Here is an 18316-nt window from a genome sequence, read left to right as displayed (position 1 = left end):
TAATGGCGTAACAGCCAATATAAAATTTCAGATAACAGCATGACAATGACGGCCTGCATAGGGTAAAATATGCAGCAAGGAGGTTTTTTGCCTGTTTTTTTCTGAAAAAAGAACTGCTTAATTGATTTAAAACTATAAATATATGACTCAAAACTTTACTTTTTACGACCGGTATTTTAAACGGCATTTATCATTTAATAAATCTCCGATACAAAAGTTATCACTTTGTTTGTTTATTATTTTGCTTTCGGCATTCTTAGTAAAAGCACAGGCCCAAACAGTTTCATTATCGGTTAAAAACACACCTTTAAAAACCGTTTTTAAATCGATAACCAAACAAACCGGTTTTGTGTTTTTCTATAATTATAGCATACTCGAAAAAAGCAAGCCGGTAACTATTGACCTTAATAAAGTCACCTTAAAGCAAGCGCTCGATGCCTGTTTTGAAAACCAGCCATTTACTTATGCAATCCAGGGTAAGCAGGTTACGGTGATTGCAAGGCCTTCCCAAAAGATTACTGTCGACCCCAGGCTAAACATCCTCGTTAAGGGATTTGTTAAAGACTCATCCGGTGCGCCCTTGCCCGCAATAACTGTATTAGTGAGGGGTACTACTCAGTACACCACAACCGACAAAGACGGCAAGTTTAATATTTCGGCCCCCATAAGAAGTTTCCTGGTTTTTTCTTCAATAAATTATAATGCCAAAGAAGTTATTGTAGATGATAAAAGTAATGACCTGGTTATAACACTAACCCGGAGAGTTATTCATTTAGGCGATGTACAGGTTATTTCGACCGGTTATCAGGACCTCAGATCGTCAAATATTGCAGGCGCAGTAAGCAGCATTAAAGCAAGCGCTTTATACTTTGACGGAACAAATACCCTTGAGCAAGCGCTTCAAGGCAAACTTCCGGGTGTTGTAGTTACCAACCAAAGCGGGCAGGTGGGTACCAGGCAAAAAGTGCGGGTACGAGGCACATCAACCCTGCTTGGCTCACAGGAACCGATCTGGGTTGTTGATGGCGTTATACAGGAAGACCCGCTGCCTTTTAAGGCAACGGTACTAAGCACTACTTTAGGCAATGCCGGTAACGCCACAAAAGATAATTTTGATTACATCAGAGATTATGTAGGATCTTCGATAGGCTGGCTTAACCCAAATGATATTGATGAAATCACCGTATTAAAAGATGCTTCGGCAACGGCCATATATGGTGTAAGGGCGGCAAATGGTGTTATTGTTATTACCACCAAAAAGGGGCAGGTTGGCCCGCCGGTTATTACCTATGGCATTACTGTAAATACTTCCGAAAGGGTTACTTACGATCGGTTAAACCTGATGAACTCGCAGGAACGTATCGGGGTTTCTGAGGAAATATATAACCGGGGCTTAGTTGGCGGAACAAACCTTAATACCAGTGTTGGTTTTGCCGGTGCCTTAAACGATTACCTGTTTGGCCGTATAACATACACTCAATTTAACGCACAGGTAAAATACCTCGAAACGCTGAATACCGATTGGTTTAACATACTTTTCCGTACACCGTTAAGTGTTAGTCAAAATGTTAGTATATCTGGCGGAAATGCCAACACGCGGTATTACGGCTCTTTCGGTTATAATTCAACCAACGGGACTGCAATTGGTAACGACCTCAGTGGTTTCACCGGCAGTTTTGGCATCTCAACCCAGGTAAACAGCAAGCTGTACATTTCGGCAAAGTTGTCAGCATCAAGCAGAACCACCGACGGCTTTTACCTTACCGATCCTTACAGCTATGCATCAAAAACAAGCAGGGTAATACCGGCTTATGACCAATCGGATAACTTATTTTATTATGCCAATAGTGCGGGCAGGCAATACAATATAATTAATGAGTTGAATAATTCGGGTTCGTCAAACAAACAGCAGGCGTTCAATGCCAATGTTTCGGCGAGGTACGATATTATCAAAGGGCTTACCTTGCAATCGTTGTATAGCTTAAACAATTCGTCAACTTCGGGTAATACCTACGCTACCGAAAAAACAAGTTATATCGCCGGTATTCGTAATTACGATTATGGTACCGTTAAACCAACAGATTTTGCCTATTTAAACAGCAAGCTCCCTATAGGTGGAGAATACAATGCTGATGACAATCAGAATCTGTCATGGAACTGGCGTAATAGCTTGTCGTATACAAAAACAATCCATAACAAGCATGTTTTTACAGCATTAATAGGCGAAGAATTTAATAGTTCGCACTATACTGGGATGTCGGCGACGACCTATGGTTATTTAAGAGATCGGGGATTAACATTTGCTATAGTTCCGTCTCAAATTTCAACCAGCGCCACCACAAAAGCAGCCAATACCCTGGTTGATGCACAGATTCATAACAAAACAGACAGGACTGCAAACAACGTTGGCGTTTACGCTACGTTAAATTACTCGTATGATAACCGCTATGTACTGAATTTCAGCGTCAGGAACGATCGTTCTAACAGGTTTGGGCAGTATACCGAGGAAAAATTTAACCCGGTACTGGCCGGTGGTTTAAGGTGGAACATTGCCAACGAAAAATGGTTTGAACATACCGATTGGCTGTCGGGCTTGAGCATGCGGGCCAGTTGGGGATATCAACGCAATGTGGTAACCAACGTAAGCCCCGATCTGATCCTGAAAATTCCAACCTCTCCGGCGGCGGCCGTTACAGACCAGTTTACCGGAGATTATTTACTCACTGTTGGCTCGCTGCCCTACGCCGATCTGCGGTTTGAAAAAACCATCAGCACTAACCTTGGTTTTGATATGTCGTTATTCCAAAACAAGGTGCAGGCAAGTATAGATTATTACCAAAAAACAGCCCGCGACCTGGTTACTTATCTTTCGGTACCGGCGGAGTATGGCGTGGCCAGTATGCCTATTAATGGCGGCTCGTTAACCAACAGGGGCTTCGAGGTTAGTGCTGGTTTTACCCCGGTACGTACCCGGGACTTTACCTGGACGGTTAGTTTGAATACCGCAAAAAACTTCAGTGATCTGGTTAAATCGGGTTTCCAGGTAAATGCTACCTGGCGCACTGCAGCTTCGGGCGCGTTTAACAAAGAAGGGTACCCTGTATCGGGTCTCTGGGCCTTTGATTTTACCGGGATTAACCCGGCTAATGGTTACCCGACCATTAACCTACAGGTTGCTGCTAATGGCACCCCGGTGACCGATCCCACATCTTACATGAAGTATGTTGGTAAAGCCGATCCTGATTTTACCGGTGGCATTGGCATGAATTTCAGGTACAAAAAACTAACCTTAGGTTCAAATTTTAACCTGCAGGTTGGCGGAAAGAAATTTTTAGCTCCGTTATATAGCCTGACCAATGGTGTACCATCTGAGTTTGATAACCTGTCGAGAAGTATTTTAAACCGTTGGACGCCGGCCAACACTACCGCGACAATACCCGGCTTGCCCGATGCCACTGTTGGTAATGGAATTTTATTGCCCGACGGTAAAACCTATACCAATGTTTATGAAATGTACAGCTATAGCACAGCAAGGGTGGTTAACGCTTCCGAATTGCGGTGTAACAGCATTAACCTGAGTTACTCGCTGCCCGACAAAATTGTTACCGCCCTGCGTTGCAAAAGCATCAGGGCCGGCGCAGGTGTTTCACAGCCCTTTGCCATTGTAAGCAAAGATTTTAATGGCGTTGACCCGGAAGTTGCTGCCGGGGGCCAGCCGCGTGTAAGGTCGTACTCATTAAATGTAAATGTAAGCTTCTGATTTTAAATAGATTGACATGAAAAAATATATCATATACACACTATTGGTTTTGACGGTTAGCTTACCGCTTGGCTCGTGTAAAAAGTTTTTGGCCGAATCCAGCCAGGACGAGTTAAAACCTACCACTGCCGATGATCTGGCGTCGGTAATGTACAGCGATGCCTATCCATATATACAGGTTACAGATACGTATACCGATTTGCTTACCGACGATATACAAAGCAACGGCGTGCAGCAGTTAAACGGAGCACCCAACCCTACTTATCTGCCTTTTTCTAATAACGGCACCCCTATATTTACCTGGAGCCCGTACATGTTTGATAATATCTCGGGTACCGCTGGCTCAAACGTGTCTGATTTATCGGGCGTAAACTCATGGACCATTTATTACGGCAAAATTAAAGGCTGCAATGTGGTGTTAGATTATATCAACTCCGTATCGGGCACCGCCCAGGCTAAAAATGCCATAATTGGTCAGGCTTTATTTTTGAGAGCTTTTTATTACCTCAAGCTGGTTACTTTATACGGGCAGCCCTATAGCGGGGCCGGTATCGATCCTGCAAGAAGCCTGGGTGTACCCTTGATTCTGACGTCAAAGGTTAGCGATGTTTACCCTGCAAGAAATACCCTTGCAGAGGTTTATAAACAAATAGAGGCTGATCTGTTAACCGCTGCCGACCTGTTGAAAAACAACTATACAGCGCCATCCGTGTTCCGCGTAAGCCATGTTGCTGCTTATGCTTTATTATCAAGATTATACCTGTACATGGGCCGCGATCAGGATATGGATAACGTGATACTGTATGCCAATAATGCATTGGCAATTAAGCCAAGTGTTACCCAATTGTCAACTTATTTTACATCGGCAACGGCACTAAGTACGGCTGGCATATACGATCAGACCTTAAGCCAGGAGGTGATATGGTCATATGGCCTTAATCAAAACACCGGTATAGCCAATTTTTATGTTTCAACCGGCAATGTTCTTGTTTTAGTGCCGCCATTTACGCCATCATCTTCGTTACTGGGGTTGTATGATCAGGGCAACGGAACAACCAACATGGGCGACCTGCGCTATAAAACCTATTTTACACGTTATACAGGCACCCCTTCGTACGTTATGCGGACCGGTAAAATAGGATCGCAGACCTATGGCGCACAGGGTATGCGCGTTGCCGAACTTTATCTGAACAGGGCCGAGGCCTGCATAAGGCGGTATATGAAAACTGCACAAGGTGCAGATATGACCCAGGCCCTGTCAGACCTTAACTACCTGCGCCAAAACAGGTACGATACGCGTAATACCGCTTATGTGCCGGTTACTTTTACAGATGCCACCCTGGCCTATAAGTTTTTACAGGATGAGCGCCGCAGAGAGCTTTGCCTCGAGGAAAACTTCAGGTGGGTTGATATTAAACGCTGGGGGCTGGGTGTTACACACAGCTATACCGACCCTTACGGAACAGTAACATCGTATACTTTAAATCCCGGAAGCAATTTGATCTATGCATTGCCCATCCCCTATGATGTGGTAGCGCGTAATTATAATCTTCAACAAAATCCAAGATAAGGAACTGTTTTATTCATCTTAAAAACATAAAGACATGTACAAGAATCTGTGTATTTCGCTAAGCATATTGTTAAGTATGCTGTTACTGTTTCAATCGTGCAAAAAAGAAGCAGCACTTGTGGCCTCCGATCAGAATATTGGTTATACTGTACCACAGGGCAACCATCCATACGACAAAACCATCGTCGATTTTTATAGCAAATATGGGGTTTACCTGCTGTATAAATTCAGCGATAAGGATACTTATTGGACACCGCTCGGCTGGAAAAATTCGGTATTAAGCACTACAACGGCCAATTTTTGGTCGACCGGATATTTGGCAACCCAGGCAGATACCACTTCGTCCGACTATATCACCAGGCAGCTGGTAGTTTTAAATAAATTATGGTTTGGCTTTTACAGCGATAAGTTTTTAAAACAGTTTTTACCGGTTAAGATCATGTTGTGCAATACGGTTGATTCTGTTTATTCAAAAGTAGTTTCATTTGGCCCTCCTATAACATATGCAAGGGTTGATACTTATGTGGGCGCCTGGTATAACTACGATAACTTGTGTGTTGGCTATGGCAATTCATCGGCGGCAACTATGGCACAAAAAGATTCGATCGCGTTTGCCAAAAAAGTGAACTTCATTTTTATGCAAAGCATCATTACACGTAATTTAAGTGCCCCAACAGCCGATTTTACCGCTATAACCAATTATGGCGTAACCTATACCAGTACCGCTACGGCTTATACAGCCGGCATAATTGCCCCATATAGCGGGGTAACATCGCAATTGGATTGGGCGCAATATATGCAGGCCATGGTAACCTGTACCGAGGCTACGCTCAATAAAAGCCAGGCAAATACCATCAGCTCTTTTACCGGCATATTAAATGTTACGAAAGACACTAACGGAAAGATAAGGCAGCGCTACAACATCGTAAGGAATTATTTTATAAACAATTACGGTGTTGACCTGCAGGCTATCGGCAATTACGCCGGGCGATAGGTATAAAAGCTGTCATAAAACGAAAAATATGAAAAGGATATTATTGTTACTAATGCTGATCGCCGGCGTTGCCAACGCGCAAAACAACGGTATTTTATTCGAAAAATCTTCACTATCTGCATCATTACTCAAAGCAAAAAATGAAGATAAACTGGTGTTTGTTGATTGTTATACCGTGTGGTGCGGCCCGTGTAAAGAGATGGCTCAAAACGTATTTACCATAGATACCGTTGGCGCATTTTTTAACAGAAACTTTGTAAATGTGCAGCTGGACATGGAAAAGGGTGAGGGTAAAGCTGCCCATATCAAATACCACGTGGAGGCCTACCCATCATTTTTATTGTTGGATGGTGATGGTAACCTGGTGTACAAATTTGTAGGCGCCATGAGCGCGAAAGAATTTGTAGCAAAGATAAAAGAAGGGCAAAATCCGTCAAACAGGGTGGCAGTAATGAATAAAATGTATGCCGATGGTAACCGCTCCAAAGATTTTTTAAGGGAATACATCAAAGTTAAAATCGATATGATGGAAACGACGGAAGGCGCACAAATTGCTGAGCAGTACTTTGACATGTTATCGCCTGCAGAAAAGCTATTACCCGAAAACTGGTACCTGTTTAGCAATAACAGATACGCCATGTATGTGTCTGACGTGCACAGCCGTAATTTTAATTATCTGGCAGATCATTGGCGCGAGTTTGCGACGGTAAACGGTAAAGAAGCTGTACAGGAGCGATTGGATAATATGTACAGGAAAACGGCAGAATATTGTTTACACGGCTGGTATTTTAAAAATAGTCGCGGTAAAGATCATCCTTATCAACAAGCTGAATTTGATAACTATCGGACCCAAATAAAAGCTACCGAGTTGGAAAACAAGGAAGGCCTGATTGTTATGATGGATATGGCACAGGCTGCCGGGCAAAAAGATACTGTTGGACTTGCTCACTTATTTCGTGACAAGTTTGCCATTTTGAGCAAAAAAAACCAGTCGATCGTATTCACATACATGTTGTCGTATTCAAAAAAGGGCTCTCCTGAGGCTCGCCTGGCGTATAAGGAAGCGATGGATAACGTTATCCTTACAGCCAAGGACGATAGAATTATACCATTAGCCAAACATTAAAATGCGGATAGTTCTAAATACGATACTGCGCAGTTGCTTTTTTATTGAAGTCATTTTTTTATCAGCAATGCCAGGTCTGCGGGCTCAGCAAGCCAACTTTGCCGCTGCCGAAAAATACGATGTTGCAAACTTGAAAAGCCGCGTCGGGAGCGACAGGGTGCTACCTTTCTTCTTTAAAAACAGCGACCGGTTCTGGTTTATTTTTGATGACGAGGCCGGAAAAAATTATTACTACGTCGATCCCGCAAAGGGAGTTAAAACCCTTTTGGTTGACAGGCCCTTTATCTTAAAAAAGCTGGCGGAACTCCGGAATGAACACATTGATTCGACAGGTTTAACTGTAAACCCGCCATTTAATGCCACGGCTAATCAAACAACTGTCGAACTTAATTACAAAGGCAGCAAGTATGCTTATGATTTTTATGAACATAAGCTTGGTGCTTTACCTAAAGAAAATTTTCATCCGGCACCGGCAATAATGGGCACGGTATCGCCTGATAAAAAGTGGGTTTTGTATGCACGCAGATCTAATCTTTACCTCAAAAAAAATGGCGACAACAGTGAAATTGCCTTATCGCATGACGCTGCGCCTTATTATTCATTCGATATTAACGAGGGCGATAGCCTTAATAACAAAAACACCTTGTGTAATGCTATCTGGCTTGGCAACACCGGGTGTTTTTATGTTATACGCAAAGATAACCGCAGGGTAAAAACATTATCGTTAGTATATTCTCTTGCTTTCCCGAGGCCAAGGGTAGAAACCTATAAATACGAGTTACCCGGCGATGCAAATGTTACACAGTACGAGTTGTTTATTGGCAATGCCGCTACCGGAAAAATGCTTAAAGTCGATGCCGGCAAATGGCCCGATCAGGAATTATCTGTGGTTAAAGCCGATGCCCAGGCTGGAGAACTGTTTTTTTTACGAAAAAAACGAACCCGCGATGAAATTGAGCTTTGTGCCGCAAATATGCAAACCGGAGCGGTAAGGGTAATTATTAACGAAGTAAGCAAGCCCTATATTAACGATGAGCTATTTAATGTTTCTGTTTTAGATAAAGGCAAAGACATCCTGTGGTGGTCAGATCGCTCGGGCTGGGGGCATTATTACCATTATTCGGGCAGTGGCCGCCTGCTAAACCAGGTAACCCGGGGCAACTGGACTGCAGGTAAGCTACTACGGATCGACACGGCAAAAAATACCATCTACTTTTACGGTTATGGTAAAGAGCCTGGGCGCAACCCCTATTATCCGCATGCATACAAAACAACTTTGGATGGAAAAAAACAAATTCTTTTAACCCCCGAAGACGCCTCGCACCAGGTATATTTTTCAAGTACCGGAAACTATTTTTTAGACAATTACTCGCGCATAAATCAAACGCCGGTCACTGTTTTACGTAACAACAAAGGAAAACTGATATGTGAGCTTGAACGCCCTGCTTTTAAAAAACTGTTTGATTATGGCTGGCGCACACCCGAACCGTTTACGATTAAGGCAAAAGATGGCGTTACAGATTTGTACGGTATTATGTGGAAGCCATTCGATTTCGACCCTTCAAAAAAATACCCGGTCATTTCGCAGGTATACCCCGGCCCGCAAACAGAAACCGTTTGGACCGATTTTACCGTATTTGATAAATACGATAATGCTCCGCTTGCTCAACTGGGTTGCATTGTAGTTTGCATGGGGCATCGCGGCGGGTCGCCTTTGCGGGGTAAAAAGTATGCTACCTATGGCTATGGTAATTTGCGCGATGCTCCGTTAGAGGACGATAAATACGGCCTTGAACAGCTGGCCCAGCGTTTTAGCTACATTGATATTACCCGCGTTGGCATATTCGGTCATTCGGGAGGGGCGATGATGGCCACTGCTGCAATATGCACTTACCCCGGTTTTTATAAGGTAGCTGTGGCATCGTCGGGCAACCACGATGATAACATATATAACCGCAATTGGGGCGAGGGCTACCAGGGGATAAAAGAGTTTGATGATACTACCAAGGTAGGCATTGTTAAAACATCGTTTAAATTTAAAACCGACGTTAATCAAACCCTCGCCAAAAACCTCAAAGGGCACCTTTTATTAGTGACCGGCGAAACCGACCAAAATGTCCACCCAGGAAACACCTACCGGATGGTTGATGCATTGATCAGGGCAAATAAAGATTTTGATATGCTGGTTTTGCCGGGCCAGTCGCACCATTACGACGAGGTTTATCAAACCTTTTTTGAACATAAAAAATGGCAATATTTCGCTAAGTACTTACTCGAAAACAGCGTATCTGCTGATAACAGATAGCACACTAACTACTAAATAAAAATAATTATAAATGAACAAGATCGCTTTACTTACTTTTTTGTCTCTTGGCATCGGCGTTGTCGCTAACGCGCAGGAAGCTGCTAACCGCCCGCCTGCAACACCCGGCCAGGCAGTTCCCGCAACTCTTAAAGCCGCTCCTAAACCATATAAAGATATTATAACGGCTAAGGCCAAAACCACTGTGGGCTTGTTTACAGTTCATAAAATTGAAGACAAAGTTTACTTTGAGATCGCAGACAGCATTTTAAACAGGGATATTCTGATAGTTAGCCGCCTTGCAAAAGCAGGTGCAGATATGCGCAATACGACCGCGATGACCGGTTATGCCGGCGATGAGCTTAACCAAACGGTAGTCAGGTTTGAACAGGGGCCAAACAATAAGCTATTTATCCGCGAGCTATCATACAGCGAGCGTTCTAAAGATTCGACCCAGGCGATGTTTAAAGCTGTAAGCAATTCTAATGTTCAGCCAATTGCATTGGCTTTTGATGTAAAAGCTTATAAAAAGGACTCGTTAACACATCGGCAAACCGCTGTAATTGATATGACGGATATTATTAACGGGGATAATGACCTCTTTTTCTTCGGATCGGCCAAAGGAAAGTTTGGAGTTGGCGCATACCAGGCCGATAAATCTTACCTGCTCGACGTAAAGACCTTCCCGATCAACACTGAGATAAAAACAGTCAAAACGTATTTCAGGGCTATGGGCAATGCTATGCAAAGTACAAATGGCGTGGCTGCACCCGTACCGCAGGGCACCCCTAAGCCTGTAACTGTCGAATTAAACACTTCGATTGTATTGCTGCCTCAAATACCTATGCAGGCAAGATATGCAGATGACAGGGTAGGTTATTTCAGTTCTGACTATACCGATTTTGATATCAACCAACAGGGTATCAAGCGGGTTTCTGTTATAGAGCGCTGGCGCCTGGAACCCAAAGATGCAGACATAGAGAAGTATAAAAAAGGCGAGTTAGTTGAGCCTAAAAAACCGATCGTTATTTATATTGACCCCGAAACGCCCGCTAAATGGGTACCTTATCTGATACAAGGCATTAACGATTGGCGGGCTGCATTTGAAAGGGCTGGTTTTAAAAACGCTATCATTGGGAAAACAGCCCCTACGCCGCAGGAAGATCCAAACTGGAGTTTAGATGATGCACGCAACTCGGCACTGGTTTATAAGCCATCATCCATTCCTAATGCAAGCGGCCCGCATATTACGGATCCGCGCAGCGGCGAGGTGATAGAAACGCATATCAACTGGTACCACAATATTATGAAGCTGGTGCACGACTGGTACTTTGTTCAGGCCGGAGCTATAGATCCTAAAGCACGGAAAATGCAGTTTGATGACGAGTTAATGGGGCAGTTGATCCGTTTTGTTTCTTCGCATGAGGTTGGCCACACGTTGGGCTTATTACACAATTTCGGGTCGAGTTCATCAACCCCGGTCGAGAAACTGAGGGATAAGGCCTGGGTAGAAGCGAATGGCCATACCCCATCCATTATGGATTATGCCCGTTTTAATTATGTAGCCCAACCCGAAGATAATATCTCGGAGATCGGCATATTCCCGCGGATTGGCGAATATGATAAGTGGGCCATAGAATGGGGTTATAAATTAATACCTGAAGCGAAAAATGCAGATCAGGAAATACCTATATTAAACAAATGGATCATTGCTAAATCCGCCGACAGGCGTTATTGGTTCGGGAGTGAAAACAACACCGAAGACCCGCGTATGCAAAGCGAGGATATCGGCGATAACGCCATGAAAGCAAGCGACTACGGCATAAAAAACCTGAAAAGGATTATGCTCCACTTACCCGAATGGACCAGGCAGGACAATGAGAGTTATGAGGAGCTGCAAAACATGCACGAGCAGGTATTTAATCAATTTAGCCGGTACATTGGCCATGTATTGAAAAACGTTGGCGGCAGGTATGTAGATTCAAAGTCGGTTGAGCAAGCCGGCGCGGTTTACTCAGTCGTACCTGCTGCAACACAAAAAGAGGCAATGGATTTTTTGAATAGGCAGGTATTTACTCCCCCACTTTGGGTAGTTGATAAACGGATACTGGATTATACCGGAAGTTCGCCGATTGAGATCATCACCTCATTGCAGGAAAGTGCATTGGTAAGGTTATTTAACGGTACCAGGATAAACCGGATGCTTGCAGCGGAAGCGATGGACCCTACAACCTATAAAGTAACGGATATGTTTAACGATCTGGATAAGTATATATGGACAGAGTTGGTTACTAAAAAGCCGATAAGCATCTATCGCCGCAATTTACAGAGAAGCCATTTAGATAAAATTTGTGCTATTGTAAAACCAGCGACTACGCTTGTGATAAGGGGATCTGATCTAAACAGTATCGCTAAAGCGGAGTTGATACATTTACGGGTAAAAATAAGGAGAGCATTACCGGCAATTCATGATACACAAACCCGTGACCATCTTAATGATATGCTGGGCAAAATTGATGCTGCATTAACAATTAAAGGGTAGGATGATACGACTAATCCCATGAGTGAGCAAAATTTTCGATAGGAAACCCATTTTCGGCTTTAAAGGCACATTAATTGCAAATAAATTGCAAATTAATGTGCCTTTTCTTATATTGCATGTTAATTTATACATTGATATACTGTTAATTAGCGATTGGTGCGACGGCTTCAACCATACGAAGAAAGGTTGTTATTTAATAAGATAGCAGCAGGAGATGAAATGGCATTCAGAACGATTTATGATGTCTATTTTGACCGCATTGCTGCTTATGTTTTTAAAATGTCTAAATCGGAAGAGGTATCTGAAGAAATAGTTCAGGACGTTTTTATGAAATTGTGGGTTAACCGCGCTGCATTACTGAATGTGGAGATGCCCCAGGCCTATTTGTTTTCTATCGCCCGTAATAAAACCATCGATTATCTTCGGAAATTAGCTAAAGAAACGAATTTAATCGCATTGCTTGCCGAGAATATACAGCATCATACCAACAATGCCGAAAAACGCATCGAAACGCAGGAATTACGTTCCTTAATTGCTAAAGCTATAGCCCAATTATCTCCTCAAAAACAAAAAGTGTTTCAATTAAGCAAATATGAGGATCTCAGTCATGATGAAATAGCCCGGGAGTTGAACCTGTCAAAGAGCACTATTAAAAACCACCTTTCTGAAACGACACAGTACCTGCGGCGAAATCTGAAGATCACCCCGAATTCAGAAATCCTGTTTTTGCTTATTTTAATTGATCTCATAAAAAAACAATAAGCTAAGTGATTATTAAAGCGTAATATTATCCGTGGATACCGTTTGGGCCGCGGCCGCTAATTTTCGGTCATACACCCGACTAAAAAGTGTAAATTCAAATTAACCAATAAACCTTTATTGGTTATAATATGGGAAAATTCATCATTCCTTTAAATTCTACTTTATCATTTAGCGTTAAACTTCCACCAGTCGAAATTGAAAAGGTCGCCATCACCACCTTCAAAAACGAAAAACAGGTCGTGAATCCCTTTTATGCCGGTCACATTGCAGGTTTGAATTGCCCAAACGGCATCATTACCTGTGGATGCAACGTTTAAAGTCCCGATCAATGGCCCGGTGGGCGTATCGATATGAAGATTGATCTTCCCTCCATTTAAAGCCGTGGCGATGCGGGCTTCATAAGATACTGCACCTCTGCCAAAATCAACGCTCCTCACTTTGATATAGCCGCCATTATTAATCCTGGTCACATAAACACCTGTTGCCGCATCCTGGGCTGTTTTTACCCCTTCTGACCACGCAATAGTTTCGGCCTCTACTTTTTTATAAGGATTTAAAGGGGCCGCGCTCTTGGTAACACCTTCCTTAGTAGGGTTTATTAATGGGATGGAACCATCCGCATTAAATTGAAAAGGCTCAATACAAACGGAGCGCTTAAAACCGCCACCGCCGGGCAGGCCTGCATTATGGTAAAACAAGTAAGGCTGGCCTTTGTATTCTATGTAACCCGGGTGGTTGGTGAAGGCCCCGCGATTTTTGATTACATGCATAATGGTATCTTTATAGACCCAGGGCCCGAGAGGGCTATCGCTGGTTGAGTAGGCCAAGTGTTCAGGCACGCCTCCGGCCGGATAAAGCATATAATACTTTGATTTTCTCTCGAACAGCCAGGGCCCTTCTTCGTAATCGGCAGTGCGGCTATTTATTTTTTTTTCGCGGTGGCCGAAATTCATATCATTCATGTTTTCCATTACCACACCCGTTTTCTGGTCGTACGAAATCATATCTGCATTTAATTTCACGTGCCATAAATTCGGGTTGCCCCAATATAAATAAGCCTGGTCATCACTATCGATAAAAACTGTCGGGTCGATATAACCGTATCCAACCAACAGTGGTTTTCCCAGCGCATCTTTGAAAGGCCCGGCCGGGCTATCGGAAACGGCCACTCCTATAGCATTTCCACCATTTTTTTGGTTTACGGGCAAATAATAATAGAATTTGCCATTACGATAGATACATTGCCCCGCCCAGGCGTCGCCCCTTGCCCAGTCAAATACCTTGTATGATAATACGGCGCCAAGATCGGTCCAATTAACCATGTCGGCCGATGAATAGCAGCGCCAGTCGTTCATGGTAAAAAAATTACGAACAGTAGTGTCCTCATCATGGCTGGTGTATAAGTAAACCTTGCCGTTATAGATCATCGGCGCCGGGTCGGCCGTATAGTGGGTTTGAATAACAGGATTTTGTGCTTGTAAGCCTGCGCATGTGGCCAGCACAGCAAGCAAAAAAATTGCCGGGGTGGCTCTTCTTTTCAGCTTTGCATTATTCATTGCTCTTAATATTTATGTGTTAGTTTAGTCACAGGTGAAAATTTATATAATAATACGCCATGAGGCGGCACCTCGATTTGCAATTTACCGTTCTGGGATTCGATTGTAGCCACCGCTTTTTGCCGCCATACATCTCTGACATTAAATCGTCCTTGCAGGCCAAGCTTCCTAAAATCCTGGTAGGAGAGGTCGACGCGATCTATACCGAAGTTGCAGAACCCTATCGCCTTACTGCCGTCTTCGAGGTCTTTCTCATAAATCCGCAGTTCTCCGATGGTTTGCAGGCAGGTGCCTTGCTTGCCCAGGGGATCCTGATTTATTTCTATTACTTCATCATTGGTGAGCAGGTTTAAGGTAAAATCATCTAACCTGTCCATATCGCAACCAATCAGCAACGGCGCCGCAAAAAGGCTCCAAAGGCTGATATGTAAATATTGCTCATCGGGTTTCAATTTACTTGGATGCGGGTTTCCCCAACCCACTTGCCCAACCACCAGCATGTCCGGATCGTTCCAATTACCCGGCCTTGCATATGGCGCTGTTCTATCCTGCGCCAGAGCGATATTTTTAACACTTGCCCAGGTATCGGTAATATCGTTAGTGGTTCGCCAGCAGTTGCCGTTTACAGAATCCCCCCATTTCCAGACGTCCGACATACCATACTGGCACACGCTGAAAACAATATCGCGTGGTTGCTGGCGAAGATAGTCGCCCATTATTTTGAAAGGTTTAACAGCGGTAGTCAACTTATCGCCTCCTTTGTATGATAGAGAAGATATCTGATACGGGTCGTCACCGGGAAGCCCGTCGATCACGTTGCCGTAACTGCACCAATCATATTTTAAATAATCAAAGCCCCATTCGGCATAACGCGCTGCATCCTGCCTTTCGTGGCCATAGCTGCCTGCGCAGCCTCCGCATGTCCACGGGCCGGGGCTCGAATAAAGCCCGATCTTCAGTCCCAGTCCGTGCACATAACCGGCAAGGCCTTTCATATCGATAAAGCGGGAGTTAGGTACAATATCACCTGTTTCGCCCCGTAGTTTCCCACGCAATGAAGAATCCTTGGAATTCCGGTTATTTTCCCAAAAATCATCGATATTGATATAGGTCCAGCCATGGTTGATCAACCCGGTTTTAACCAGGGCGTTGGCCGCCTTTTTTATTTTATCGGCCGATACTTCCTGGGCAAAACAGTTCCAACTGTTCCACCCCATTGGCGGCGTGAGGGCGATCCGGTTGCCGCACTCAATCCTAAGCTGCCTTTCGGCGATCCCTTTGGCGTTTTTTGCTTTGATCAGGACCATGTAAGTTCCGAGCTGGGTAAGTACCCCCGTAATCTGCCCCGTTTGAGAATTGATCTGTAACCCTTTAGGTAAATGGTAGGCTGAAAACTTCATGGGCCTGTCGCCGGTTGCAGTAACTAAATGCAAGAATGGCGATCCCGGACGAACGCCGAATACTTTGGCCCCTGTCAATTTAGGAAATGCCGCCGGCTTAGGCGTTAAAATATATGGTTCGCTGCTGATGGGGTTATACGTTTTGAAACCGGTTACTCCTGTGGCTTCAAAACTTGCGTCGGCCCAATCTACATGGTCGTAATACTCACCGTTACCGCCATCGGTAACAATTAACTCTACCCTGCTAATGCCATCGAGTGCAACGTTACACAATTTAGGAGGATCGCCAAGGTGCATTATTCCGCTGGCCCATAATGTTTTGCCGTCGCCGGCTACAATAAATTCGGCAGCGGGTTTTTGGCCCTTTACCTCATCATCAATACCAACTTTCGCCGTAAACGATTTGGCTTTACCCTCGGTCAGGATGGTAAGCAAGCTTGCTGCATGGCTGCCAAAGCCACGCGCGAAAGTTATTCCTGCAATGGTGAGCGGGTGCCCGTCGACAGACTTATTCCGTTTTGGCACTCCATACCCCTGCGTGGCGGAGCTCAGATCCAGGTCATCCAGCCATACGGTTTGCGTTGGCTGTTGCGCCGAAACTTCGACATTAAAAAGAAGAGAAACAGCGAAAAAAAGGCTTGTTCTGATACCGGATAACGTTCTGAATATTTCTGATTTAAACATATTTTAAGAAAAAACTGGTAAAACGTGTGGTGGCTATTTACTGTTTAATTTCCACCAATCAAAGTAAAATAACTCTTTCTGACCTTTAAAAACAATATACAAATCATGAACGCCGCTGATTTTTTTAACCGGAGCCGTTAGCGTTTTCCAAACATCGCCTTCTCCTTTGCCCGTAACTTCGACATTGGCTATCAGCGGCCCATCAATCTTATCTGCATGAAATTCGATACGGCCGCCATCCATCGATGCTACGCTTACTTCAACAGAGGTAGCTTGCCTGTAAAAGTCAACGCCCTGCACCTTGGTAAAATCGCCATTGTTGATATTCGTCAAAATAATCCGGTCGGCAATTTTTTTTCCTTTATCCCAGGATACATTTCGTTCCCATTCGGTTTGCAGGTCTGTCTTCAACCCTTCGCTATATGCCATTGTCTCTGCCTCGACACGGTTAAATGGGTCAAGCGTGCCAACCTGCGCAACATTTTTAGACCAAAAAGGTAATTTTTGTATGGTACCATCCGGATTGTAGGTTATTTTTTCCAGGCATACCGAGCGCCTCTCATAATGTTTAGACATGTTTTGCTTCAAAATGGCATAATCGAACCCAAACAAATACGATTCATTTTTGAAATCAATAATCCCGGGATGATTCCCACTGGATCGTTTATCCCCGTCCATAATCATCCCTTTGTATTCCCAGGGGCCGGCGGGTGTTTTACTCGTAGCATACCCGATACCTTCGGGGCAGCAAGTAGAAGCATAGGCCAGGTAATACCGCCCATTACGCTTCCACACCCAGGGGCCTTCCTGGTAGTGATACGGATCGGGCATGCCTTTAACCTTGGCAATTGTTGGATCTTTGATAATAGATCCCGAATAAGAAATCATGTCCCCGTTCAGCCTTACGTAATACAAATTCGGATTTCCCCAATACAGATAGGCCTGGCCATCATCATCAATAAAAACAGTCGGGTCGATATCGTCACTGCTGTTTTTGATCAACGGCTTACCGATAGGATCTTTGAATGGCCCATATGGATTATCAGCTACCAGCACACCGATACCAAAGCCAGGCATGGGACAGTACATGTAGAATTTATTGTTTCTGGCGATAATTTGTGGCGCCCAGGCGCCATTGTCGGTAGTGACCCATTTAAAATCCTTTAGTGACGCAATGATACCCCGGTCTCTCCAGTTCACCATATCAGTTGAAGTGTATAATAACCAGTTTCGCATCTTAAAACCGAAAGCGTCGTCCTCATCATGGCTGGTGTACAGGAAGACGGTATCCTTGTATACCATCGGTGCCGGATCAGCAGTGTACTTGGTCTGAATGATAGGATTTTGTGCCTGGCCTGGCTGCATAAAGCCAAAAGCTGATAGCAGTAAAAGTGTAAACCAAATTCTGTTCATCATTATATTGGTAAAAGCAATACTCAATTTGATTAAATGCTTTAGGCAAAGCTAAGCCTGTTCTTTTTACGATACGGCTATATATGTTTATTAAAATAGCTCGAATGTTCAACAGGTGCAATCTATATAGGTTGCAGGAACGATTTACGGCGACGGTAGGATTCTCTCAATACCGTACAAAGATGCTCAGGCTAATCGACGTACAAG

10 protein-coding genes are annotated in these 18316 nt (G+C 44.0%); 7 read left to right on the top strand and 3 right to left on the bottom strand.

Annotated elements, in window-relative coordinates:
* Positions 1-142 precede the first annotated feature (142 nt).
* The 7 genes from BEL04_RS11180 to BEL04_RS11150 all read left to right on the top strand — a co-directional run bounded on the left by BEL04_RS11180 (position 143) and on the right by BEL04_RS11150 (position 13056).
* A complete protein-coding gene (locus BEL04_RS11180; protein ID WP_066003763.1) occupies positions 143-3760 on the top strand; it encodes a SusC/RagA family TonB-linked outer membrane protein in 3618 nt (1205 codons plus the stop codon).
* 16 nt (positions 3761-3776) lie between these two features.
* A complete protein-coding gene (locus BEL04_RS11175; protein ID WP_066003761.1) occupies positions 3777-5330 on the top strand; it encodes a RagB/SusD family nutrient uptake outer membrane protein in 1554 nt (517 codons plus the stop codon).
* Positions 5331-5364: 34 nt separating this feature from the next.
* Positions 5365-6324 (top strand): putative zinc-binding metallopeptidase, encoded by a 960-nt coding sequence (locus BEL04_RS11170; protein WP_066003758.1) that lies wholly within the window; start codon positions 5365-5367, stop codon positions 6322-6324.
* 28 nt (positions 6325-6352) lie between these two features.
* On the top strand, positions 6353-7450 hold the full coding sequence (locus tag BEL04_RS11165) for a thioredoxin family protein (RefSeq protein WP_139113010.1): 1098 nt from the start codon (positions 6353-6355) through the stop codon (positions 7448-7450).
* A gap of 67 nt (positions 7451-7517) precedes the next feature.
* The gene (locus tag BEL04_RS11160; protein ID WP_066003754.1) at positions 7518-9755 is read left to right on the top strand and encodes a DPP IV N-terminal domain-containing protein; all 2238 of its coding nucleotides are present in this window, start codon (positions 7518-7520) and stop codon (positions 9753-9755) included.
* Between the two features lie 31 nt (positions 9756-9786).
* Positions 9787-12294, top strand: a complete 2508-nt coding sequence (locus tag BEL04_RS11155) for a zinc-dependent metalloprotease (RefSeq protein ID WP_066003752.1) — start codon at positions 9787-9789, stop codon at positions 12292-12294.
* A gap of 186 nt (positions 12295-12480) precedes the next feature.
* Complete coding sequence (locus BEL04_RS11150; protein WP_175404060.1) at positions 12481-13056, top strand: RNA polymerase sigma factor; 576 nt, start codon at positions 12481-12483, stop codon at positions 13054-13056.
* Positions 13057-13220: 164 nt separating this feature from the next.
* Here the strand turns inward: BEL04_RS11150 and BEL04_RS11145 are convergent, their stop codons facing one another.
* From BEL04_RS11145 to BEL04_RS11135, 3 genes are read right to left on the bottom strand one after another with little or no spacing between them, the layout of a single operon-like run.
* A complete protein-coding gene (locus tag BEL04_RS11145) occupies positions 13221-14612 on the bottom strand; it encodes a glycoside hydrolase family 43 protein (RefSeq protein WP_066003748.1) in 1392 nt (463 codons plus the stop codon).
* Between the two features lie 5 nt (positions 14613-14617).
* Positions 14618-16696, bottom strand: coding sequence for an NPCBM/NEW2 domain-containing protein (locus tag BEL04_RS11140; RefSeq protein WP_066003747.1), 2079 nt, complete (start codon positions 16694-16696; stop codon positions 14618-14620).
* 33 nt (positions 16697-16729) lie between these two features.
* A complete protein-coding gene (locus BEL04_RS11135) occupies positions 16730-18112 on the bottom strand; it encodes a glycoside hydrolase family 43 protein (protein ID WP_217493637.1) in 1383 nt (460 codons plus the stop codon).
* Positions 18113-18316: the final 204 nt, after the last annotated feature.

Origin of the sequence: Mucilaginibacter sp. PPCGB 2223, from assembly GCF_001705515.1 — a bacterium.
In the GTDB taxonomy this organism is placed as follows: Bacteria; Bacteroidota; Bacteroidia; order Sphingobacteriales; family Sphingobacteriaceae; genus Mucilaginibacter.
This window is presented reverse-complemented; position numbering and strand designations above follow the sequence as displayed.

What these genes read in the sequence shown, in the direction of transcription:
- BEL04_RS11180 (WP_066003763.1), top strand. Translation starts at nt 143, where the DNA reads ATGACTCAAAACTTTACTTTTTACGACCGGTATTTTAAACGGCATTTA.
- BEL04_RS11175 (WP_066003761.1), top strand. Translation starts at nt 3,777, where the DNA reads ATGAAAAAATATATCATATACACACTATTGGTTTTGACGGTTAGCTTA.
- BEL04_RS11170 (WP_066003758.1), top strand. Translation starts at nt 5,365, where the DNA reads ATGTACAAGAATCTGTGTATTTCGCTAAGCATATTGTTAAGTATGCTG.
- BEL04_RS11165 (WP_139113010.1), top strand. Translation starts at nt 6,353, where the DNA reads ATGAAAAGGATATTATTGTTACTAATGCTGATCGCCGGCGTTGCCAAC.
- BEL04_RS11160 (WP_066003754.1), top strand. Translation starts at nt 7,518, where the DNA reads ATGCCAGGTCTGCGGGCTCAGCAAGCCAACTTTGCCGCTGCCGAAAAA.
- BEL04_RS11155 (WP_066003752.1), top strand. Translation starts at nt 9,787, where the DNA reads ATGAACAAGATCGCTTTACTTACTTTTTTGTCTCTTGGCATCGGCGTT.
- BEL04_RS11145 (WP_066003748.1), bottom strand. Translation starts at nt 14,612, where the DNA reads ATGAATAATGCAAAGCTGAAAAGAAGAGCCACCCCGGCAATTTTTTTG.
- BEL04_RS11140 (WP_066003747.1), bottom strand. Translation starts at nt 16,696, where the DNA reads ATGTTTAAATCAGAAATATTCAGAACGTTATCCGGTATCAGAACAAGC.
- BEL04_RS11135 (WP_217493637.1), bottom strand. Translation starts at nt 18,112, where the DNA reads ATGATGAACAGAATTTGGTTTACACTTTTACTGCTATCAGCTTTTGGC.